Source organism: Nonomuraea sp. NPDC050540 (genome assembly GCF_044457485.1).
Classification (GTDB): domain Bacteria; phylum Actinomycetota; class Actinomycetes; order Streptosporangiales; family Streptosporangiaceae; genus Nonomuraea.
Genome location: NZ_JBITHA010000023.1, coordinates 1 through 20,155, shown reverse-complemented (window position 1 = coordinate 20,155; position 20,155 = coordinate 1). Strand labels below are relative to the sequence as shown.

Here is a 20,155-nt window from a genome sequence, read left to right as displayed (position 1 = left end):
TGCGAAGGAAGCGACCGCGGAAAAGCGAGGTGGTGGCCATGGCGGCCAGAAGTGTGGCGGTGACCTTCACCAACACCACAGGAGAGATCCTCGGCAAGAACTTCGAGGCGCTGATGCACGGCGTCTGGACCAACGGCATCGAGCCCCCGCAGACCGTCGTGCCCGGCGAGACCGTGAGCTGGGAGAGCGAGTCGGACGGCATCGCCACCGGCACCGAGGGCCGCGTGCAGTACCGCGTGGGCGACGGCGGGCCGATCATCGAGATGCACTGGAGCAACCCGTTCGTCGGGGCCAACACGTTCAACGAGGCGTGCGTCGCGGGCAAGGCGCTGCTGCGCAGCGGCGGCGACGGCGAGAACGCCCGGGTGTCCTGGGTGCTGGAGAACTCGCAGTGGCACACCACCGCGTTCCGGCCCAGCCTGCACGGCTTCCACTTCAACAACTCCTGGCCGGAGGGCACCACGCTCAAGCACCTCGACCTCGGCGTGGTGAGCCTGCCGATCGGCGACGCCACCAACGGGCTGTGCGGCGGCATGGTCTACGCGGCCATGGACTACTTCCTGTCCAACCAGCTCGCGCCCGCGCAGACCGTCGCGCCCGCCGGTGAAGGAGTGCCGCTGTTCGACTACTTCGTCTCGCGGCTGTTCGACTCCTTCGACCTGCCCGACCTGCCGCTCAGCCTGCTCAAGCTGATGAACCCGGCCTACCCCGACACCGACCAGGGCATCTTCGAGCCGATCGGGCTCATGTCGGGCCGCTCGGCCATCATGGTCAGGGACTCCTGGCCGAAGGTGAAGGACTGGATCGACCAGGGCTTCCCGCGGCCGATCTGCCTGGTGAAGACCAAGAGCCTCAACCCCGCGGACCTGGGCAGGAACCACCAGGTGCTCGTCTGGGGCTACCACGTGAGCGGCACCGGGGTCACCTTCGCCCTGTACGACCCCAACTTCCACGACCACGACGCGCTCATGATGACGTTCGACACCTCCCGCACGGACGTGCCGGTCGCCGTCGGCGTCACCGACCCGGGCCAGGGCACGATCTCCTGCTTCCTGCCCACCGCCTACGCCGCCCAGACGCCTCCCTGACCCCTGCTAGGTTCTGGGGCGTGCTCCAGGGAAGGAAGAACGAGCTGGTCGCGATCGAGCGGCTGCTCGGCACGGCCCGCGAGGGCGGCAGCGGCGCGCTGGTCCTGCGCGGCGAGCCCGGCGTGGGCAAGAGCGCCCTGCTGGAGCACGCGGGCCGCGCGGCCGACGGGTTCGCGGTCCTGAGCGGATCGGCGGTGGAGAGCGAGTCGGAGCTGCCCTTCGCCGCCCTTCACCAGATCCTGCGCCCCCTCCTCGACCAGCTCGACGCCCTCCCGGAGCCGCAGGCCGCCGCCGTACGGACCGCGTTCGGCCTGGCCACCGACGGCGTGGCCGACCGGTTCATGATCGGCCTGGCCACGCTGACGCTGCTCGCGGAGAACGCGCCGCTGCTCTGCCTGATCGACGACGCCCAGTGGCTCGACCAGGCCTCCGCCGAGGCCCTGCTGTTCGCCGCCCGCCGCCTGCACGCCGAGGGCGTGGTGATGCTGGTCTCGGCCCGTGACGAGGCGTCGCTGGCCGGGCTGCCCGAGCTGCGGGTCGAGGGGCTGGACCGGGCGGCGGCCCACGCGCTGCTGGCCCGCCACCTTCCCGGCCTGCCGCCCCACGTCAGAGACCGGGTGGTCGAGGAGTCGGGCGGCAACCCGTTGGCCCTGCTCGAACTGCCCGCCTCCGCGGCGGCGGAGGTCGGGCCGCTGCCGCTGCCCCGCCGCCTGCAGGAGGCCTTCGGCAAGCGCATCGCCGTCCTGCCCTCGCGGGCGCGCAGCGCGCTCGTGGTCGCCGCCGCGGCCGACTCCGGCGAGCTGGGCACGATCCTCGCCGCCACGCGCGAGCTCGGGCTGCCCGACGACGCGCTGGCGCAGGCCGAGGGGCTGGTGAGCGTGCGGGGCTCCACGGTCTCGTTCCGGCACTCGCTGACCAGGGCGGCGGCCTACCAGAGCGCCGGGTTCGTCGAGCGGCTGGCCGTACACCGGGCTCTGGCGGCGACCGCGGCCGATCCGGACCGGCGGGCGTGGCACCTGGCCGCGGCGGCGACCGGGCCGGACGAGGAGGTCGCGGCGGGACTGGAGGCGGCGGCGGAGCGGGCGCGCGACCGCACCGGGTACGCCGCCGCCGCGGCGGCCCTGGAACGCGCCGCGCACCTGACCCCTGACCCGGAGCGGCGGCTGCGCCGGCTGACCGCGGCAGCGCAAACGGCGACGGACGCCGGGCAGAACGGGCGGGCGGGCGGCCTGGTCGAGGAGGCGCTGCGGCTGAGCGGTGACCCGGACGCGCTGGCCACGTTGCGCGCCAAGGTCGCCTTCGAGGACGGCGACCCGGGCGCCGCCTACACGATCCTCATCGAGGCGGCCGGGCGGGCCGAGGGCGAGGCCCGGGTACGGCTGCTCACCGACGCGGCCAGGGCGGCCTGGACGCGCGCCGACCCCGAGGGCATGCGGCGCGCGCACGGCCTGCTGGCCGAGCTGCCGGGGCAGGAGTCCCTGGCGGCGGCCATCGGCGGGGCGGCCGAGCTGATGTCCGGCGATCCCGGTGAGGGCCTGCGGATCCTGCGCGAGAACGTGGCGGCGATGCCCCAGCGTCGCGCGGGACTGGTCGGCGAGCGGCTCGCGACCGTGATGGTGGACTTCTTCAGCGGCGATTTCGCCCGATCGCGCGAGACGATGCTGGTGCTCGCGGGCGAGTTCCGGCGGCGCGGCATGATCGGCTGGCTGGCCGGGGTGCTGGGGACGCTGGCCGAGGCCGAGTTCTTCCTGGGCCGCTTCCACGAGGCGGCGGCCAGCGTCGACGAGACCATCCGCATCGCCGTGGACACCGGACAGCGCCGGCGCGAGGCGCACGCGCGCGGCCTGCTCGCGGTGCTGGCGGCGGTACGCGGCGAGGAGGAGAAGGGCGAGGGCGAGTGGGCCGGGCGCGCGGGCGCGCTGCTCGACCTGGGGCGCGGCCGCTTCGAGGCGGCGCTGGAGCGCATGGATCAGCTCACCGGGCAGAACCACGCGCTCTACTTCGCGCCCGACCAGGTCGAGGCGGCGGTCAGGCTGGGCCGTCCCGAGCGGGCCGCCGAGCCGCTTGAGCGCTTCGAGCGGTGGGCGCGGGCCGCCGGTCAGCCCTGGGCCGACGCGGTGCTCGCCCGCTGCCGTGCCCTGCTGGCCGAGGATCCCGAGGAGCAGTTCGCGCTGGCCGTACGGGATGGGGCCAGGCCCTTCGAGCAGGCCCGCAGCAGGCTGCTGTTCGGGGAGTGGCTGCGCCGTGAGCGGCGCAAGGCCGAGGCCCGCACGCAGCTGCGGGCCGCGCTGGAGACGTTCGAGCGCGCGGGCGCGCACCCGTGGGCCGAGCACGCCCGCGCCGAACTGCGCGCGGCGGGTGAGACCGCCGCGCGGGCCGCGCCCGACGCGATGGCCGCCCTCACCCCGCAAGAGCTGCAGGTGGTACGGCTGGCCGCGACGGGCGCCACCAACAAGGAGATCGGCGCCCAGCTCTTCCTGAGCCCGAAGACGGTCGGCCACCACCTCTACCGGGCCTTCCCGAAGCTCGGCGTGGCCACCAGGACCGAGCTGGCCCACCTGTTCAGCTGAGCTCGGCCTTCCTGCGCAGCAGGGCGTTACGCCGGCGGTGAGCCAGGAACGTCACCACCGCCGCGACCGCCACGCACAGCGGCCCCACCACGAACAGGACAGGAGTGTCGCGCACGACGGCGAGCACGGCGAGCAGCACCGCCGTCATGGTGGAGGCGGCGACCGCGAGCCAGCCCGCGACCACTCGGTCCAGCGCGAACATGGGCGTACGCCGGGCCAGCACCCACCCGCCGTACCCGGCCCAGGCCAGGCAGAGGGCCAGGAGCAGGGCGAAGGCGAGGTGCAGGCGGTCCGGCAGCGGTCCCGGCTCGGTCAGCCACAGCGAGCCCAGCGCGACCGCGCCGGAGAGCCCGGCGAGCAGCGCGACCAGCCCGCCGGCGCGCCGCCACGGCGACAGCACGGGCGACAACGTGGCGATGATGTCATCAGGCGAGTTCATGGCCGTATCCCTTTCGCGTGAGGTGTTCCGACAGCAGGCGACGGGCGCGGTTGAGCCGTGACTTGACGGTGCCGACCGGTACGCCGCAGATCTGCGCGCAGTCCTCCAGGGAGAAGTCCTCCAGGTAGAACAGCGCGAGCACGTCCCGTTCCCGCACGGGCAGCGCGGCCAGGGCGTCGACCAGCTCGGCCCGGTCGAGCGCCGCCTCGAAGACGTCACCCTGCGGGCCGGGCGGCTGTGATTCCGGTGGCGGCTGGGCGTACTCGGCGCGCAGCCGGTCGGCGACCGACCGCCTCGCGATGGTGAACAGCCACGGCGCGAACCTGCCCGGTTCCTTCAGCCGGGGCAGGCCGCGCAGCACCGCCACCCAGACCTCCTGGGTGACGTCGTCGGCCCGCTCGGCGTCCAGCATGCGATGGACGTAGGTCCAGACGGGTCCGTGCCATGTTCTGACCAGCTCGGCCAGCGCGTCGCGCTCGCCGAGCTGGCAGCGGACCACCAGCAACTCGTCGCTCATGCCTGTCCAGTCGGGTGATGGTCCGGGAAGGTTCATGCCGGGGCGATAAACACCTCATGCGGTCGTGTGCAGGCTTGTTCACGCTCTGTCACGTCCCTACCTTCTTGGCGGGGGGACGCATGAGAAAGCTCCTATATCAGGATGCCGGACAGGTCGATTTCGAGCGGCGCGGGTTCCGGCTCGGGCCCGCGAGGGGCCACCTGGAAGCCGTCGGGCGGGCCTTCATGGCCGGGTTCAACGCCGCGGGTCCCGGCGGGATGGACGTCTCCGGCCTCGCGCCGGAGATGCGGGGGTTCGCCTACGAAGGCGCCGGGATGGCGTGTGCCATGCACGACGTCCTGACCCTCTCCGGCGGCAGGCGGCTGGCCGCGCTGCTGGCCGGGCAGGGGCGCGAGCACCCGTACCCGATCCATCTGGGCGCCGGATGGGCCTTCGCCAGGCTCCGGCTGCGGCCGTGGCCCATGCGCAAGGCGCTGGACCCGCTGCTGCGCTGGCTGAGCTGGGACGGCTACGGCTTCCACCAGGCCTTCTTCCGCCAGCCCGTGGGCCTGACCACCAACGGGGTCAGGCGAGCCATCCGCGACCAGGGCTACGGCCGGGCACTGTGGTTTCGCGAGTGCGCCGACGTGGACGCCCTCGCCGTCACCATCGCCGCCTTCCCACTCGACCGGCACGCCGACCTGTGGAGCGGCGCGGGCCTGGCCGCCGTCCACGCCGGCGGCGCCACCCCCGACGACCTGGTACGGCTGGCCCGCCACGCCGGCGAGAACCGGGCCGACCTCGCCCAGGGCGCCGCCTTGGCCGCCGCGGCCAGGGTGCGCTCCGGCCTCGTCCCCGCCCGCGCCGAGCAGGCCATCGAGATCCTGGCCGGAGCCGGACCCGAGCGGGCGGCCGGCTGGGCCGAGCAGGCCAGGCGCGGCCGCGGCCACACGGCGGAGGAGTACCAGCTCTGGCGGGCGGAGATCCGCAGGTTGTGGGGATCGCGGAGAAACGTGCGCTCCTGAGGGGGTTGACCGCTCCGGGCGGCCCGCAGAACCTACGGGTGTGCAGACCTACCGCTATCTCGTCGTCGGCGCCGGTCCCGGCGGACTCCAGCTCAGCTACTTCCTGCACCGCCGCGGCGCGGACTACGTGACGCTGGAGCGGGAGGCGGGACCGGGGGCCTTCTTCCGGCACTATCCCCGCCACCGCAGGCTGATCTCGCTCAACAAGGTCCACGTGGGCGACGACGATCCGGAGATCCGGCTGCGCTGGGACTGGAACTCGCTGCTCAACGACACGCCGGACCTGCTGTTCCCCGCGTACTCGGCCGAGTACCTGCCCGCGGCCGACGACCTGACCCGCTACCTCGCCGACTTCGCGGCCAAGCACGCGCTCAACGTGCGCTACTCCACGCCGGTCACGGAGATCCGGCGCGAGGAGGACGGCTTCGTGGTGCGGGCGGGCGAGCACGTCTACCGGGCCGAGTGCGTCGTCGTGGCCACCGGGTGGGGCGGGCCGTACGTCCCTGAGATCCCGGGGATCGAGCACGCGGTCGGCTACGAGGACATGGAGACCGACGGCGCGCGCTTCGCCGGGCAGCGGGTGCTGGTCATCGGCAAGGGCAACTCGGCGTTCGAGACGGCGCAGGCGCTGCTGCCGCACGCCGACATCGTCCACCTGGCCAGCCCCCGCCCCTTACGGCTGGCCTGGCGCAGCAAGCACCCCGGCGACGTACGCGGGCAGTACGGCGCCTTCCTCGACAGCTACTGGTTCAAGACCCTGCACGCGGTCCTGGAGTGCGAGATCGACCGGATCTGGCGGGAGGACGACGTCTTCAAGGTCGCCATCACCTACACGCTGGCCGACGGCGAGCGGGCGCTGCTCGACTACGACGCTGTGCTGCGGTGCACCGGGTTCACCATGGACCAGGGGGTGTTCGGTGATGGCAGCGTGCCGTACCTGCACGAGAACGGGCGGATCCCGGCCATCGGGCCGGACTTCCAGTCGGCCAACGTCGACGGGCTGTACTTCGCCGGGACGCTGATGCAGGGGCGCGACGTCAAGCACGCCTCCTCGGCCTTCATCGACGGCTTCCGCTACAACCTGCGCACGCTGGACCGGCTGCTGGCCGAGCGCTTCGACGGGGCGCCGCTGGAGCACCGGCCGGCGCCGGTGGAGGCGGGCGGGCTGTGCGCGTACATGCTGGACCGGGCGAACTGGAGCTCGGCGCTGTGGACGCAGTTCGAGTACCTCTGCGACGCCTACGTGATCGAGGACGGCCGGATCGAGCACTACGAGGACCTGCCCGAGGACTACGCGACCGGGCGGTTCCACGATCTGCTCACGCTCACGCTGCGCTGGGGGCCGCGCGACCAGCCGGACGTCTTCGCCATCCAGCGGCATCCCGAGCCGGATCGGGCCGAGGAGAGCGCCTTCCTGCATCCGGTCGTGCGCCGGTGGCGGGGCGGGGCCCTGGTGGCGGAGAAACACCTGCTGGAGGATCTGCGGGCGCGCTGGCGCGACCCGGTCAGGCACGTCGAGCCGCTCACCGGGTTTCTGGCCGGGCAGCTTTAGCGCAGGTGCGGGGCCACCACGTCGATCCGGTTCGTCCAGACGCCGCCCGCGTAGCCTTCCGGCAGGCGTTCCAGGTCGGCGGGGGTGTCGAAGCCCTCCGACCAGCCGCCGTCGCCCGCGACCAGGACGACGCGGGTGCCGTGGGCGCGCATCCGCTCGACGAACCTGTGCGGCCAGCCCCACAGCCAGGGGGCGTAGCTCTCCGGGAGGTGCAACTGGATGTTCTGGCAGACCGCGGGGACCAGGCCGGTCCAGCCGGTCGCGACGTAGCGCAGGCCGCAGCGTTCCATGATGGCCCGGGAGCCGACCCTGGCGCCGGGCGCCTTGGCGGCGTAGGCGGCCACCGAGGCGTCGCCGCCGTAGACGGTGATCTTCGCGCGGCGCTCGGGGGGCAGGGCTTCGGCCACCTTCTCGCCGTCGGCGGGGTCGTCGCTCTTGATGTGCAGCAGCAGTTCCCTGCCGGGGAAGGCTTCCAGGACCTCATCCAGAGCCGGCATCAGGCCGACGCCCTTGCCGCGGAAGGGGAAGGTCCTGCCGCCGTCGGGTGTGTAGCCGTGGCCGACGTCCAGGCGGCGCAGCTCGGCCATCGTGTGGTCGCGGACCGCGCCCCTTCCGTCCGTGCGGCACTCCAGGAGGTGGTCGTGGAAGACGGCGATCCTGTCGTCCTTGGTCACCTGGACGTCGAACTCGACCATGTCCGCTCCGGCCGCGAAGGCGGCGCGCATGGACTCCAGGGTGTTCTCCAGGTAGGGGTGCCGCGGTGGGTGGATGCGCTCCGCCGTACAGGTGTCGCCGGTCAGGCCGGCGAACCCGAACGTCTGCGCCATCCCGCGGTGGGCCAGCAGCAGCGGCGGCTCGTCCGGGGCGCTCCACGAGCGGTTGCCCGCGTAGACGAGCACGAGGCCCAGGAGCACGACGAGGGCGATGCGGCGTTTCGACACCGCTCGACGATCGCGTCGGCCGGCCCGGCCCACAACCGGCGAAGGGACTAGTCCCTTGGTACGAGCCGCGCGGCCTGGGTGCGGCTGGTGACGCCCAGCTTGGCAAGCACGTTGCTGACGTGCGCCTTGACCGTGCGCTCGGCCAGGCCCAGCGTGCGGGCGATGTCCTGGTTCGACAGGCCCTCGGCCACCAGGTCCAGGACCTCCCGCTCCCTGGCGGTGAGCGCCTCCAGGCCGGGCGGGCGGGCGCGGGCCAGCAGCCGGCCGGCCGAGGCGCTCAGCGTGGTGACGCCGGCGTGCGCGCCCCTGACGGCCGCGGCCAGTTCCTCGCCGGTGGCGTCCTTGAGCACGAAGCCGTCAGCCCCGGCGGCCAGGGCGCGCTGGATCTCCCCGGCCCTGCCGACCGTGGTCAGCATCAGCACGCGCGGCCGCGGCCTGGGCAGGTGCTCGCGCAGCAGCGTGATGCCGTCCATGCCCGGCAGGTACAGGTCCAGCAGGATCATGTCCACCTCGCCGGCCGCGAGGAAGGCGAGAAGTTCCGGCCCGTCTTCCACCGCGGCGACCACCTCGATGTCAGGTTGTGCCCCGAGAATGAGGGACATGCCCTCCCGGACGAGCGCCTGGTCATCGACGATGGCGAGCCTGATCACGCGGCCGATGCTACGAGATGCCCGGCTATGGCTGGAACTCTCGCTCGCCGGACTCCTCGCCGGGCTCTTCGTGATCAGCGGCGCGGCCGTCTCGGCGCCGCTCGGGCTGGCGCAGATTCTTCCGCTGGCCTGGCGGCGCAGGTACCCCGCGCTCGTGCTCGTCGTGGTCGCGCTGGCCACGCTCGTGCACCTGCGGCTCGGGATGTGGCGGGTGGTGGGCTGTCTTCCCGCCATGCTCGCGCTGCACGCCGCCGCCGGGAGCGGCAGCAGGAGCGTGCGGATCTGGCTGTGCGCGGCCGCGGCGCTGGCGCTGTCGATCTCGGACGCCACCCTGCGCGGGCCGGTCGAGGGCGGGCTGATCAGCCTCGTGTCGTTCACCGTCGTGTGGGTGACCGGGGTCGAGCGCGGCCAGCACGCCCGTGAGCGGGCCGCGCTGGCGGCCACCGCCGCCGAGCACGCGCGGCTGCGCGCGGAGTCGGCCGAGCGCGAACGGCTGGCCAGGCGGCTGCACGACACGCTGGCCGGGACCGTCACGGTGATGCTCGTCCAGACCGAGGCGCTGCGGCACACGGCCGCCTTCGCGCCGCCGGAGCGCGAGCGGGTGGATCGGGTGCTGTCGGCGGGGCGCAGGGCGCTGGCCGAGGTCCGCGACACCATCGCCGATCTCGACCGGCGGGACGCCTCGGGGGCGGAGCTTTCCGCCCATCTCAGCCGGCTGCGGGCGGCGGGGCTGGACGTGCCCGCCGTACCGTCGATGGATCTCGCGCCGCCGCTCGCGGACGTCTTCCACCGCCTGGTCGGGGAGGCGGCGACCAACGCGCTGCGGCACGGCGGGCCGGGCGCGCGGGTGGAGTACCTGGCCGAGGGGCGGGTGCTGACGATCGTCAGCATCCCCGTGCGCGCGCGGCGGGCCGGGAGCGGCGGTTACGGCCTGCGCAGCCTGGCCGCCGATCTCCAGGAGTACGGCGGCGCCCTCGCCTATGGCCGGGACGGCGAGCGCTGGGTCGTGACCGCGACCTTCCCGGAGTAGCCGATGCTGTCCAGGCGCGCGATGCTCCTGCTGGGGGCAGCCGCGCTGCTCCCGGCCGAGGACCCGTTAGAGCTGGTCGGGCGGCGTTGGCGGGAGCTGGCCACGGGCTCACTTGTCCACGACATCGACGGATATATCCGGCGGGCCTACGCCCCCGGCGCCGACCCCGAGGGCAACTGGTGGCGCTGGCGGATCGGCGTGCCCAAGCGGCTCCTCGACAGCGCGATGCGTACCGGCTACCGGGGCACGCTGCTGCTGGAAGCCGTCGACCACTTCGTCCCGGAGAGCGTGCTCGACGACTACGACGGCACCAGCACCGGCGCCAACCGCGTGGACCTGTGCACGGTGCTGCTGCTGCGCGCCGTCCTCGGCGGCGGCCGCTCCGGCCGCGAACGGGCGGCCAGAGCGGTCGCCGGGCTCGCGCCGGTCCTGCGCTATGTCACGGAAGGCGATGGCTTCTACCGCGACGGCTCCTTCATCCAGCACTCCTGGGTCCCTTACCAGGGCGGCTACGGCGCGGTGCTGCTGTCCGGCCTGGCCAGGATCTTCGCCGTGCTGCGCGGCACCCCCTGGGAGGTCGCCGACCGGCAGGTCGTCCACGACAGCGTCGAGCGCTCCTTCGCCCCCTTCATCCACCAGGGCCTGTGCATGGACCTCGTCCGGGGCAGGAGCGTCGGCAGGCACCCGGACGGCGCCCGGCGCAGAGCCCGCGAGATCGCCGAGGCCGTGCTGCTGCTCGGCGAGACGGCCGGCGCCGCCGAGCGGGCCCGGTGGCGCGGCATGGTCAAGGGCTGGGGCCTGCTCGACGACGACAGGGTCGCGGCGCGGCCCGAGCCGCCGGGCCACGTGCTGATGCCGATGAGCGCCCGCGCCGTCCACCGGGCGCCCGGCTGGTGCGCGGCGCTCAGCATGAGCTCGCACCGGATCGGCCACTACGAGCACGGCAACGGCGAGAACCTGCGCGGCTGGCACACCGGCGCCGGAATGCTCTACTGGTGGACCCCGGAGCACCCCGCCCAGTACGCGGACGGCTTCTGGCAGAGCGTCGACCCCTACCGGCTGCCCGGCACCACGGTCTCCACCCGCCGCCTGCCCGACGGCGCCGGGACCGCGTGGGGCGAGACCCTCACCCCGTGGCGCTGGGTCGGCGGCGCCACCGACGGCACGTACGCCACCGTCGGCCATCACCTGTCCGGCCTGGAAAGCTCACTTGAGGCGTTCAAGTCGTGGTTCTTCCTCGACGACGCCGTGGTCTGCCTGGGAGCCGGGATCGCGTGCCGCGACGGCGTACCCGTCGAGACCGTCGTGGACAACCGCAGGACCGGCGCCGCCCTGGCCGTGGACCGCCGGGCGGGCTGGTTCCACCTGGAAGGCCACGCCGGATACGTCGTCCTGGACGGGGCGCAGCCGAAGATCGGGCGCGACGAGCGGTACGTGACGCTCTGGCTGGACCACGGCGCCGACCCCGCGGACGCCCGTTACGCCTACGCCCTGCTGCCCGGCGCCTCCGAGGCCGGGACGCGGGCCCGTGCCGCCGCGTCGACCTGGCTGCACGTCCTGGCCAACACGAGCGGGCAGCAGGCCGTACACGTGCCGGGGCTGGGCCTGACCGCGGCCAACTTCTGGCGGCCCGGCACCGTCGGCCCGCTGACCGCCTCCGCGCCCTGCGCGGTCCTCGTCAGGGAGAAAGGCGACGGCACCGCCACGCTCACGGTCGCCGACCCGTGCCGCGAACTGCCTGGTCTGACCGTCGTCTGGAACCGGCACGTCCTCGTCTTCGAGGCCCTCCCCGAGCCCCGGACCGTGACGCTCCCCGTTTAGCCGCCTGCCGCCGGGTAGCCGGATGTGCGTCCGCAACCAAAGGAAAGGAGCAGTCATGCAGCCTGACCCGAACCTGTGGGCCTACCACCACGACGTGTACGGAACCGGCGGCACCATGGATCTCGCCGGATACACCGTCGAGGCGACCGACGGCAAGATCGGTTCGGTCGACGAGGCGACTTACGAGGTCGGCGAGAGCTACATCGTCGTCGACACCGGCCCGTGGATCTTCGGCAAGAAGGTCATGCTTCCGGCCAGCGTCGTCACCAGGGTGGATCCGCAGGAGAAGAGAGTCCACGTCTCCCGCACCAAGCAGGAGATCAAGGACGCTCCCGAGTTCGACGCGTCGAACTACAAGGAGTCCGTCTACCGGGACCAGATAGGCACCTACTACGGGAAGTTCCCCCCGTACGGTCCCGGCCCTCTGTAAACGCGAAACCCACGGGCAGGCCGCCCTCGCGGCCTGCCCGTGGCCGGTCTCCGAGGAGGTTTCCATGGATCTGCGAGGAAAGGTGGTCGTGGTGACCGGCGCCAGCGGCGGTGTCGGCCGCGCCGTGGTGCGGGAACTGGGCACGCGCGGCGCCACCGTCGCGCTGATCGCGCGTGGCACGGCTGGCCTGGCCGAGGCGTCGGTGGAGGTCGGCGTCGCGGGCGGCGAGGGCCTCGTCTACGAGGCCGACGTCGCCGACTATCACCAGGTACGGCAGGCCGCACAGCGGATCGAGGCCGACCTCGGCCCGATCGAGGTGTGGATGAACGTCGCCTTCTCCTCGGTGTTCGCCACGTTCTGGGACATCCAGCCCGAGGAGTACGAGCGCGCCACTCGCGTCACCTACCTCGGCTACGTCTGGGGCACCCGCGTGGCACTCGACCTCATGCGCCCCCGCGGCCACGGCGTCATCGTCCAGGCCGGGTCGGCGCTCACCTACCGGGCCATCCCCCTGCAGTCCGCCTACTGTGGCGCAAAACACGCCATCAAGGGCTTCACCGAGTCCGTCCGCACCGAACTGCTGCACGAGAAGAGCGACATCCAGATCACGATGGTGCAGTTGCCCGCGCTCAACACCCCGCAGTTCGACTGGGTGCTGGCCAGGCTGGGCCGCCATCCGCAGCCGGTGCCGCCGATCTACCAGCCCGAGGTCGCCGCCCGAGCCATGGTCTACGCCGCCGAGCACCCGCGCCGCCGCGAGTACTGGGTCGGCGCCACCACGGCGGCCACGATCCTGGCGCAGAAGTTCGCCGCCGGAGCGCTGGACCGCTACCTGGCCCGCACCGGAGTCGACGCGCAGCAGATCGCCGGCGAGGCGCCCAGCGGTGTCCACAACCTGTGGAAACCCGCCGACGACGAGCAGTCCTACGGGGCGCACGGCCGCTTCGACGAACGCAGCCACCCCCGCAGCCTGCAGGTCTGGCTCTCTCGCCACCGAGGCGCGCTCGCCCTCGGCGCCGCTGCCGCCGCCTTCCTGGGCTGGCGGGCGCTCCGTTAGACAGCGTGACCGTGGGTAGCTGTCCGTTCACGAGCGGCGACTTGGCCGTGGCGGAGAACCGGCGGCCGGTGTGGAGGGCCGGCGCGGGGGTAGGTAGGGCCCTTACCGATCCGTCCGATCCGTCCGATCCGTCCGAGGAGGGACATGCCGACCGCACGAGAGATCATGACACCCGGCGCGGAGTGCATCGCCGCCGACGCCAGCGTGTCCGAGGCCGCGGAGAAGATGGCCAGTCTCGACGTCGGCTCACTGCCGGTCTGCGGGTCGGACGAGCGGCTCCGGGGGATGCTGACCGACCGGGACATCGTGGTCAAGGTCCTGGCGATCGGCAAGGATCCGGACTCCTGCCGTACGGGCGAGCTGGCCCGGGGCAGGCCGGTCACGGTCGGCGCCGACGACGACGCCAGGGAGATCCTGCGCACGATGGCCGCGTACAAGGTCCGGCGGCTGCCCGTCCTCGACGGCCACCGCCTGGTCGGCGTCGTCGCCCTGGCCGACGTCGCCCGCGCCCTGCCGGATGCCCCGGTGGGGGACCTGATGAGCGCGATTGCGAGTTGATGACCATGACGCACAACGAGGACTACCGTCCGCCCGAGCGTTCGCCCGAGGGCAAGCCGATGGCCAGTGCCACCCCGCGTGACGTGGTGCACATCAGGGTGGGTTCGTTCATCCTGATCTTCGCCGTCGTGCTCGGCGTGGCGAGCCTGCTGCTGGGCATCCCGCTGCTGGCCGCCGGGGCCGGGGTGGTGATCGTGGCCACGGTCGTGGACATGGTGCTGGCCGTTCGCGGGCAGCGCGCCCGTGGTTCCGGGGAAGCCGGCTGAGGCGGCCTCAGCGGTGGCGGATCTTGAGGCGGCCGTAGCCGAGTTCGCCGCTCACCTGGACGTGCAGAGTGCTCGGGCCCGGGTTGCGGGGTGGACGGTGGGTGGCGCCGCCCCAGGTGAGGCGTACCCGGTCGTAGTCGACGCTCGCCCGCTTCGGCAGGGTGAGAAGGACCGAGCCGTAGGCCAGCTGGAAGTCGATCTCGATGGCCGCGTGGCGGATGTCGGCCGCGGACAGGTCGAGGTTGGCGCCGCCGTACTCGCCGATGATCCGCAGCGAGCGGGGGACGCGCCACGCGCCCGAGCGGCGGATGCGGGCTCCGGTGGAGACCAGCTCGACCCGCTCGTCGGGCAGTTCCGCCAGCGCCGTGGCGAGCGTGCTGGGGGAGCGCGCGGTGAGGGCCTGCTCCAGCCGCACTTCCATCTCGGCGGAATCGAGATGGCCCTCCGCGTAGGCGTGCTGGAGCCTCTGGACGGCCTGGTCGCGCTCGGCCTCGGACAGGGGCATGACGACCTCCTTTCATGGTGTCATACAGACACCATAATGGTGCCATGCATCATCCGGTAGTGCGCTCGGACTCCAGGCTGGCGAGGATGTGGCGCAGGCCGAAGGAGAACTGGTCCTCGCGCGCCGCATCGACACTGACGTCGGCGACGTGCTGGGCGGTGTAGAGACGGCGCAGTCGCGGGTACGGCTGGGCGGCCCGCTCGGCGACCGGCCACATGAGCGCCACCCAATCCTCCTGGCTCAGGCCGTTGCGGGCCATCAGCGACAGCACCGCCGCCTCGGCCGTGCTGACACCGGTGACGTAGGACGCGACGGTGCTCAGCGCCCGGTTGGCCGCCTCCAGCGGGAAGCCGGCGGTCTCGAGGATGCCGATCATGCGATCGGTCTTTTCCATGGTGTTCGGGCCGAGGTACGACAGGCCGGCCGCGCCGAAGAGCTGTGCGGACCAGGGGTGGCGCAGGATCGCCGCGCGCAGGCTGTGGGCGCAGGCGAGCGTGGGGGTGCGCCAGTCGGCCGGGTCGCCGCTCTCGGTGATCTCGATCTCGGCGTAGATCTGGTCGACGACCAGTTCGATCAGCTCGTCCTTGCTGGCCACGTGGCGGTAGAAGGCGGTGGCGGCGGTGCCCAGCTCCGCGCCGAGACGCCGCATGCTCAGCGCCTCCAGCCCTTCGGCGTCCAGGACGCGGATCGCGGTGGCGACGATCAGCTCGCGGGTGAGCGCGGGCGATTTCTTGGGCGGGCGCGTCCACACCGACGGGCTCTGTTCTTGCATGCTCTCTCCCTGGTCGCGGCCATTGTAGTGCACAGCGTGATTGCCATCGAGTACACTGTTCGCTTAGGGTGCACGGTGTGAATTCCTTCGACACCCCGGAACCCATCCAAGCCGCGGTCGACCTCGCGGCGGGAGAAGTTCGGCTCGTGGCGGAGCGCCGCGCCGACACGCTGGTCAGGGTGAACCCGCTCGACCCGGCCAGCGACGACGACGCCACCGCGGCCGGTCTGACCGAGGTGGAGTACTCCGGCGGCCTCCTGAAGGTGCGCACGCCGCGCCTGTGGGGGCGCCGCACCGGCGCGGTCGAGGTGGAGATCCGGCTCCCCGAAGGTTCCGGCCTGGAGGTCGGCCTGTCCACCGGCGGAGTACGCAGCCACGGCCGGCTCGGAGAGACCAGGATCCGCACCACCCACGGGGAGATCCAGCTCGACCAGACCGCCGGGCTCCACCTGGAGTCGGGGTCGGGCCACGTGTGCGTCGCCGCGGTCGAGGGTCCGGCCGTGATCAAGATGCCCAGCGGCGACCTGTGCCTCGGCGAGGTCACCGGCAGCCTGCGGGTCCGCGCCGCCAACGGGCGGATCGTGGTCGAACGGGCCCACGCCGACGTCGAGGTGATGACCGCGCACGGCGACATCAGGATCGGCGAGGTGATCCGCGGCCTCGTCACGCTCACGACCGGCTCGGGGGCCGTCGACGTGGGCGTCAGGGAGGGCAGCGCCGCCGTGCTGAGCCTCGGCTCCACCTACGGCGCCGTACGCGACCTGCTGGACGCGGAGCCGCCGCCCGAGCCGGCAGAGGAGAACCTCGTGATCCACGCCTCGGCCACGCACGGCAACGTGGTGGTCCGCCGCGTGGCTCACCTGCGGAAGTAGGCGCGGGCCGGCGGAAGGAGGAGCAGCACGACCACCGGGGTGAAGAACATGCGGCCCCCGGTCGGGACCGGCACCCAGTCCGGGTAGACGTCCGAGGTCGCGTCCACGACCGCCCGCGCGTCCGCGCTGTTCTGGGGGTACTCCACCTTCGACGGCCGGCTGAGGATGACGAGCGCGTCCATCACGAGGAACAGGGGTTGCGCGATCAGGGTGAGGATCCAGCCCGCGCGTCTGCCCGCCAGGTTGAGCGAGCCCGGGACCGCGACGACGACCGCGGTGCCGACGGGCATGAGCAGCGCGTCACCGCCCTCGTCGAAGCGGACGTCGTTCGCGGCCAGGACCGACTGCGACAGACCCAGCCCGATCAGTTGTGCCACGGCAGGACGTGCGGGCTGGTTGACCGGGTCGGGGGCCGAAGTCGGCCGGTGAGACCTGCTTGCCGTCCGCTTTGAGCACCTCCTGGGGTCAAGATGTCCTGACGGCAACACGGCAAGCTGGTCGTCAGGGTATCTTGACGGGTATGACGATGAAGCTTTCCGACATCCCCGACCACGAGGGGTTCGCCGCGCCCGTCCTCCCCGACGGGCAACTGGCCCGTTCCTCCAGTGCCTTCACCCGAGCCTTCACCGGCTACCAAGCCGCCTGCTCCTGCGGATGGGCCGACCGCCGCCGCTTCCCGCCCACCCCGGAAGGCGTCAAGGAGGCGGAGGGCCGCTGGTACACGCATGCCGCCCCGCTCCTGGCCGCAGCCCCACCCAGCTGGCTGGTCGTCAAGTCGAACCTGCTGTGCGAGCAGATCGTCAACCTCGCCGCCGACCGCCCGCTGGCCGCCCTCACCCTGCTGGCACAGGTGGAGAGCTGGCAGCGGACGTTGCTCGACCAGGCCGTGGCCGGGGCCAAGGCAGCCGGTGCCTCCTGGGCCGATGTCGGCGAGGCCATGGGCATCACGAAGCAGGCGGCCCACGAACGCTTCCGCGCGCACGTAGGCCCCCAATGACCGTCAGCGGCAGGTACGGAGCATGTTGATCAGCGCCTTCTTCTCCCGCTTGGTGACGAAGAGGCGGTAATGATGTTTCACCGAGATCCAGGAGGTGGCATACCGGCACCAGTAGCCCCGGCGCGGCGGCCGCCAGCTCTGCGGCCCCTTGCCGCCCTTGGCGATGTTGATCGAGTGGCTGACGACCTTGAGCTCGGGCCGCGTCAGGTCATTGGCGAACGCACGCCGCTTGGCCTGACTCCACCGCTTGGCCCCCGACCGCCACGCGTACGCCAGCGGCACCACATGGTCGACGTCCACCAGCTTCTCGCTCTTCAGCACCTTGCCGTCATAAGGGCTGTACCAGGTCCCCTTGACCGGATGACAGTACTTGTTCCTCCGCACACCCCGCCCATCACGCGCCAGCACGACTTCGCGCGCGTCACAGGTCCCCCGGTGATGTGCCCACCGAGGCTGGAACCGCCGATGACTGTAGCCCCGGCCGGACAACGCCTTGGCAACCTTCAGCTGCCCAAGCATCCGAAGAGACCCGGCCTGTGACTGTTCGCGCCGTTCAGCCGCCGCCTGCGGACTCATGGCCACCGCCGTAACCGGAACAGCCAGAGCAGTGAGTACGGCGACGCGGACCACCCGACTTAAGATCATGCTTTCCCCCATACCCACGACACCGTAAGGGCTCAGCCGCCCTCGCGCACCCGGGATTCCCCACATCCCAGCAGCTACCCGGCCCCAGAGACGTCGCCCCAAGAGCAACTCCTCCCTGCACCACGCCCCAAATCAACCGACTCGATACACCCAGCCCAACATGTCCCAGCCGCCACCCAACCTTGGCCCCTGCCGGCGCCCAACCTCAGCCCTCGGTGGTCGTCGCCGCGTGCCCACTGGACAGCTACGCCGTCCACCCGGCTCATGCCCGTGGCCCGAAAGCACCCGCGCCCGCAAGCCCACCCAACCCCTGGAGCGCGACCGACAGCTGAGCGCGCCCGAGAGACGAGAACGACCGGCACACAACCCCGACCGGCACACAACCCCGACCGCCACAACCCCCGACCGCCACAACCCCCGACCGCCACAACCCCCGACCGCCACAACCCCCGACCGCCACAACCCCCGACCGCCACAACCCCCGACCGACACGCGAGCACCGCTGACAGGCGAGCCCGACCGAGAAGAGGGGCGGTCAGGCGGCGAACCGCTCACACAACCACGCCAGCGCCAGCGGATACCGGTACTCGATCGCCATATGCGTGGCGTCGAACAGCTCGAACCGCGTCCGCTCACTCCGCAGCCCAGCGTCAAGAACCGCCTGATGAAAGGCGGCCGCACCCAGGTCCAGGTACCACTCGTCCCTGGTGCCCGCGTCGATCCAGACACCCCGCATGCTTTTGAGCGACCCGGCATACTGCTCCTGCCTGGCCATACGGACGGGATCTCTGGCCAGCCACCTCTCCCAGACCTCCGGAACCAACGCCCCATTCCCGTCGAACGGCAACCGGACCGTCCCGTCCTCGTCGGCCGAGTAGGCGGCCGCATAGCCGTAGAGTTCGATGAGGACGTCGTCGCCCGGCCTGGTCATGGCGATCCGCCCGCGGAAGTCGGCCAGGAACGCGTCGTACGACCCGTCATAGAGGTCACGCAGCGTCCGGGCCGCCCGCGGAAACTCCGGCAGATAACAGGTCTCGAACAGCGCGTCACCGGCATGCGTGGCGAACAACCCGAACACGTCGGGCCGCATCATCGCGGTGACCATGGCGCCATAGCCGCCGCTCGACTTGCCGGTGATCGCCCGCATGTCCCGGTGGGGCAGCGTGCGGTAGTGGCCGTCCACCCACGGCACGACCTCCCTGCACAGGTAGGTGTGATAGCGGCCGGTCCCGGGGGAGTCGAGGAACTGGCTGCCTCCGTAGGCCGTCCACGCGTCGACGTAGACGACGATCGCCGGGGGCGTCTGACCGGCCGCGAACACCTCGTCGGCCAGTTCGGGGAACGGCCGGCGGAACGGGGTCCGGTTGCTCCACATGGCGAGGTGCCCGGTATAGCCCTGGATGACGTAGACCGTGGGGTAGCGCCTGGTGGGTTCGTCGTCGTAGCCGGGCGGGACGTACACCCACAAAGGCCGCTCGTGCGGATCGCCCAGCGGGTTGCCGCGCAGGACATCGCTGTCGATGACATGGCGGTCGATGCGACCGGCGAGGTCGGCGGACCAGGGAAGCACGGAGCACTCCTCACGTGAGCAGGGTCAACGGCGGGGGGTCTAGCCGGGCAGGACGTGGGACAGCGCGCGGCGGAGGATGGCGGCGAAGGGTTCTGCGGTGCCCGGTTCCAGCCACCTCCGCCCCGCCACCCGAACCGCGCCCGCGACGGCGGCAGCCGTAACGGCGGGGAAAAGGTCGCCGTCGCCATCGGTGCGGTCCGCGATCGCGTCGGCGAGCGGGCCCTCGGCCATGGTGAACGCCTTGAGCGCCTCGCCTTCCAGCTCGGGCGTCAGCATGATCATGCTCAGCCCGGCCCGGTCTGGCTCGGGTTCTGTGTAGAGCTCGATCACGGCGGCGGTGATGGCCTCGGTCAGCGACTCGCCGGCCGGGCGGGCGCGCAGGGCCTTGCCCGCGCGTTTTGACTGGTCGGCCTGGAAGGCGCAGATCGCCTCGCCTCTGCTGGAGAAATAGTTGTTGTACGTGCGGGGCGACACCCCGGCGGCCGCGGCGATGTCGTGAACACGCACGAGTGCCAGCCCGTTGGGCCCCTGCTCGATGGCCAGGCGCAGCGCCGCATGGCCGATCGCCTCCCTGGTGGCCTGGCTGTTGCGTGTCCGTAGGTCTGCGGTCTCGTCGGTCATGCCGATACGATACCGCGAGATTGCGCGTCGCGCATCATGTGCGTGACACGCAAATTCTCTGTAGAGTGCCAGCGAGCCGGGACGGCGCAGTCGCGGGTGCCGTCCCTCCACAGACAGGTCAGGAGTGCGGAATGACGTCAAAAATGATCGCGTTCGACGAGGACGCCCGGCGCGGTCTCGAGCGCGGCATGAACCAGCTCGCTGACGCCGTGAAGGTGACCCTTGGTCCCAAGGGGCGCAATGTCGTGCT

General features: G+C 72.0%; 22 protein-coding genes. 12 read left to right on the top strand and 10 right to left on the bottom strand.

Features of this window, described 5'->3' with window-relative positions:
• The first annotated feature begins 38 nt into the window (after positions 1-38).
• On the top strand, positions 39-1,088 hold the full coding sequence (locus ACIBI5_RS47375) for a hypothetical protein (RefSeq protein ID WP_397257354.1): 1,050 nt from the start codon (positions 39-41) through the stop codon (positions 1,086-1,088).
• A 20-nt stretch (positions 1,089-1,108) separates the two neighbouring features.
• The gene (locus tag ACIBI5_RS47370) at positions 1,109-3,658 is read left to right on the top strand and encodes an AAA family ATPase (RefSeq protein WP_397257352.1); all 2,550 of its coding nucleotides are present in this window, start codon (positions 1,109-1,111) and stop codon (positions 3,656-3,658) included.
• On the opposite strand, the gene ACIBI5_RS47365 is transcribed toward ACIBI5_RS47370, so the two are convergent.
• Positions 3,651-4,097, bottom strand: coding sequence for a hypothetical protein (locus tag ACIBI5_RS47365; RefSeq protein ID WP_397257350.1), 447 nt, complete (start codon positions 4,095-4,097; stop codon positions 3,651-3,653). The genes ACIBI5_RS47370 and ACIBI5_RS47365 overlap by 8 nt on opposite strands.
• Positions 4,084-4,614, bottom strand: a complete 531-nt coding sequence (locus ACIBI5_RS47360; protein WP_397257348.1) for an RNA polymerase sigma factor — start codon at positions 4,612-4,614, stop codon at positions 4,084-4,086. The genes ACIBI5_RS47365 and ACIBI5_RS47360 overlap by 14 nt, the downstream gene beginning before the upstream one ends.
• A gap of 119 nt (positions 4,615-4,733) precedes the next feature.
• Here ACIBI5_RS47360 and ACIBI5_RS47355 point away from each other — a divergent pair, with 119 nt between their 5' ends.
• Entirely contained in the window at positions 4,734-5,618 is an 885-nt protein-coding gene (locus ACIBI5_RS47355; protein ID WP_397257346.1) for a DUF1702 family protein, read from the top strand.
• Positions 5,619-5,658: 40 nt separating this feature from the next.
• Positions 5,659-7,170, top strand: coding sequence for an NAD(P)-binding domain-containing protein (locus ACIBI5_RS47350; RefSeq protein ID WP_397257344.1), 1,512 nt, complete (start codon positions 5,659-5,661; stop codon positions 7,168-7,170).
• Here ACIBI5_RS47350 and ACIBI5_RS47345 read toward each other — a convergent pair.
• Entirely contained in the window at positions 7,167-8,111 is a 945-nt protein-coding gene (locus ACIBI5_RS47345) for a glycerophosphodiester phosphodiesterase family protein (RefSeq protein WP_397257342.1), read from the bottom strand. The genes ACIBI5_RS47350 and ACIBI5_RS47345 overlap by 4 nt on opposite strands.
• A gap of 47 nt (positions 8,112-8,158) precedes the next feature.
• Positions 8,159-8,761 carry a response regulator gene (locus ACIBI5_RS47340; RefSeq protein WP_397257340.1) on the bottom strand — a complete coding sequence of 201 codons (603 nt, stop codon included), beginning with the start codon at positions 8,759-8,761 and terminating at the stop codon, positions 8,159-8,161.
• A 7-nt stretch (positions 8,762-8,768) separates the two neighbouring features.
• Between ACIBI5_RS47340 and ACIBI5_RS47335 the strand changes: the two genes are divergently transcribed.
• From ACIBI5_RS47335 to ACIBI5_RS47310, 6 genes are all read left to right on the top strand, one after another.
• Positions 8,769-9,791: a sensor histidine kinase gene (locus ACIBI5_RS47335; protein WP_397257338.1), complete on the top strand. Its 1,023-nt coding sequence runs from the start codon at positions 8,769-8,771 to the stop codon at positions 9,789-9,791.
• Between the two features lie 3 nt (positions 9,792-9,794).
• Positions 9,795-11,612, top strand: a complete 1,818-nt coding sequence (locus tag ACIBI5_RS47330; protein WP_397257336.1) for a polysaccharide lyase 8 family protein — start codon at positions 9,795-9,797, stop codon at positions 11,610-11,612.
• A 55-nt stretch (positions 11,613-11,667) separates the two neighbouring features.
• Complete coding sequence (locus tag ACIBI5_RS47325) at positions 11,668-12,042, top strand: PRC-barrel domain-containing protein (protein ID WP_397257334.1); 375 nt, start codon at positions 11,668-11,670, stop codon at positions 12,040-12,042.
• A 64-nt stretch (positions 12,043-12,106) separates the two neighbouring features.
• A complete protein-coding gene (locus ACIBI5_RS47320; RefSeq protein WP_397257332.1) occupies positions 12,107-13,099 on the top strand; it encodes an SDR family oxidoreductase in 993 nt (330 codons plus the stop codon).
• Between the two features lie 144 nt (positions 13,100-13,243).
• A complete protein-coding gene (locus ACIBI5_RS47315; RefSeq protein ID WP_397257330.1) occupies positions 13,244-13,657 on the top strand; it encodes a CBS domain-containing protein in 414 nt (137 codons plus the stop codon).
• A gap of 5 nt (positions 13,658-13,662) precedes the next feature.
• A complete protein-coding gene (locus ACIBI5_RS47310) occupies positions 13,663-13,923 on the top strand; it encodes a hypothetical protein (RefSeq protein ID WP_397257328.1) in 261 nt (86 codons plus the stop codon).
• Positions 13,924-13,930: 7 nt separating this feature from the next.
• Here the strand turns inward: ACIBI5_RS47310 and ACIBI5_RS47305 are convergent, their stop codons facing one another.
• Positions 13,931-14,428 (bottom strand): DUF1707 domain-containing protein, encoded by a 498-nt coding sequence (locus ACIBI5_RS47305; RefSeq protein WP_397257326.1) that lies wholly within the window; start codon positions 14,426-14,428, stop codon positions 13,931-13,933.
• Between the two features lie 49 nt (positions 14,429-14,477).
• A complete protein-coding gene (locus tag ACIBI5_RS47300; protein WP_397257324.1) occupies positions 14,478-15,200 on the bottom strand; it encodes a TetR/AcrR family transcriptional regulator in 723 nt (240 codons plus the stop codon).
• 77 nt (positions 15,201-15,277) lie between these two features.
• Between ACIBI5_RS47300 and ACIBI5_RS47295 the strand changes: the two genes are divergently transcribed.
• Complete coding sequence (locus tag ACIBI5_RS47295; RefSeq protein ID WP_397257322.1) at positions 15,278-16,072, top strand: DUF4097 family beta strand repeat-containing protein; 795 nt, start codon at positions 15,278-15,280, stop codon at positions 16,070-16,072.
• Here ACIBI5_RS47295 and ACIBI5_RS47290 read toward each other — a convergent pair.
• Positions 16,057-16,449: a hypothetical protein gene (locus ACIBI5_RS47290; RefSeq protein ID WP_397257320.1), complete on the bottom strand. Its 393-nt coding sequence runs from the start codon at positions 16,447-16,449 to the stop codon at positions 16,057-16,059. The genes ACIBI5_RS47295 and ACIBI5_RS47290 overlap by 16 nt on opposite strands.
• Before the next feature lie 143 nt (positions 16,450-16,592).
• Between ACIBI5_RS47290 and ACIBI5_RS47285 the strand changes: the two genes are divergently transcribed.
• The gene (locus ACIBI5_RS47285) at positions 16,593-17,069 is read left to right on the top strand and encodes a hypothetical protein (protein WP_397257319.1); all 477 of its coding nucleotides are present in this window, start codon (positions 16,593-16,595) and stop codon (positions 17,067-17,069) included.
• 3 nt (positions 17,070-17,072) lie between these two features.
• Here ACIBI5_RS47285 and ACIBI5_RS47280 read toward each other — a convergent pair whose 3' ends face one another.
• The 3 genes from ACIBI5_RS47280 to ACIBI5_RS47270 form a co-directional block, all read right to left on the bottom strand.
• Positions 17,073-17,453, bottom strand: a complete 381-nt coding sequence (locus ACIBI5_RS47280; RefSeq protein ID WP_379613248.1) for an HNH endonuclease family protein — start codon at positions 17,451-17,453, stop codon at positions 17,073-17,075.
• Positions 17,454-18,249: 796 nt separating this feature from the next.
• On the bottom strand, positions 18,250-19,284 hold the full coding sequence (locus tag ACIBI5_RS47275) for an alpha/beta hydrolase (RefSeq protein WP_397257317.1): 1,035 nt from the start codon (positions 19,282-19,284) through the stop codon (positions 18,250-18,252).
• A gap of 39 nt (positions 19,285-19,323) precedes the next feature.
• A complete protein-coding gene (locus ACIBI5_RS47270; RefSeq protein ID WP_397257315.1) occupies positions 19,324-19,905 on the bottom strand; it encodes a TetR/AcrR family transcriptional regulator in 582 nt (193 codons plus the stop codon).
• Positions 19,906-20,155 lie beyond the last annotated feature (250 nt).

What these genes read in the sequence shown, in the direction of transcription:
- ACIBI5_RS47305 (WP_397257326.1), bottom strand. Translation starts at nt 14,428, where the DNA reads ATGCCCCTGTCCGAGGCCGAGCGCGACCAGGCCGTCCAGAGGCTCCAG.
- ACIBI5_RS47355 (WP_397257346.1), top strand. Translation starts at nt 4,734, where the DNA reads ATGAGAAAGCTCCTATATCAGGATGCCGGACAGGTCGATTTCGAGCGG.
- ACIBI5_RS47325 (WP_397257334.1), top strand. Translation starts at nt 11,668, where the DNA reads ATGCAGCCTGACCCGAACCTGTGGGCCTACCACCACGACGTGTACGGA.
- ACIBI5_RS47270 (WP_397257315.1), bottom strand. Translation starts at nt 19,905, where the DNA reads ATGACCGACGAGACCGCAGACCTACGGACACGCAACAGCCAGGCCACC.
- ACIBI5_RS47315 (WP_397257330.1), top strand. Translation starts at nt 13,244, where the DNA reads ATGCCGACCGCACGAGAGATCATGACACCCGGCGCGGAGTGCATCGCC.
- ACIBI5_RS47335 (WP_397257338.1), top strand. Translation starts at nt 8,769, where the DNA reads ATGCTACGAGATGCCCGGCTATGGCTGGAACTCTCGCTCGCCGGACTC.
- ACIBI5_RS47375 (WP_397257354.1), top strand. Translation starts at nt 39, where the DNA reads ATGGCGGCCAGAAGTGTGGCGGTGACCTTCACCAACACCACAGGAGAG.
- ACIBI5_RS47285 (WP_397257319.1), top strand. Translation starts at nt 16,593, where the DNA reads ATGACGATGAAGCTTTCCGACATCCCCGACCACGAGGGGTTCGCCGCG.
- ACIBI5_RS47310 (WP_397257328.1), top strand. Translation starts at nt 13,663, where the DNA reads ATGACGCACAACGAGGACTACCGTCCGCCCGAGCGTTCGCCCGAGGGC.
- ACIBI5_RS47320 (WP_397257332.1), top strand. Translation starts at nt 12,107, where the DNA reads ATGGATCTGCGAGGAAAGGTGGTCGTGGTGACCGGCGCCAGCGGCGGT.
- ACIBI5_RS47365 (WP_397257350.1), bottom strand. Translation starts at nt 4,097, where the DNA reads ATGAACTCGCCTGATGACATCATCGCCACGTTGTCGCCCGTGCTGTCG.
- ACIBI5_RS47360 (WP_397257348.1), bottom strand. Translation starts at nt 4,614, where the DNA reads ATGAGCGACGAGTTGCTGGTGGTCCGCTGCCAGCTCGGCGAGCGCGAC.
- ACIBI5_RS47330 (WP_397257336.1), top strand. Translation starts at nt 9,795, where the DNA reads ATGCTGTCCAGGCGCGCGATGCTCCTGCTGGGGGCAGCCGCGCTGCTC.
- ACIBI5_RS47300 (WP_397257324.1), bottom strand. Translation starts at nt 15,200, where the DNA reads ATGCAAGAACAGAGCCCGTCGGTGTGGACGCGCCCGCCCAAGAAATCG.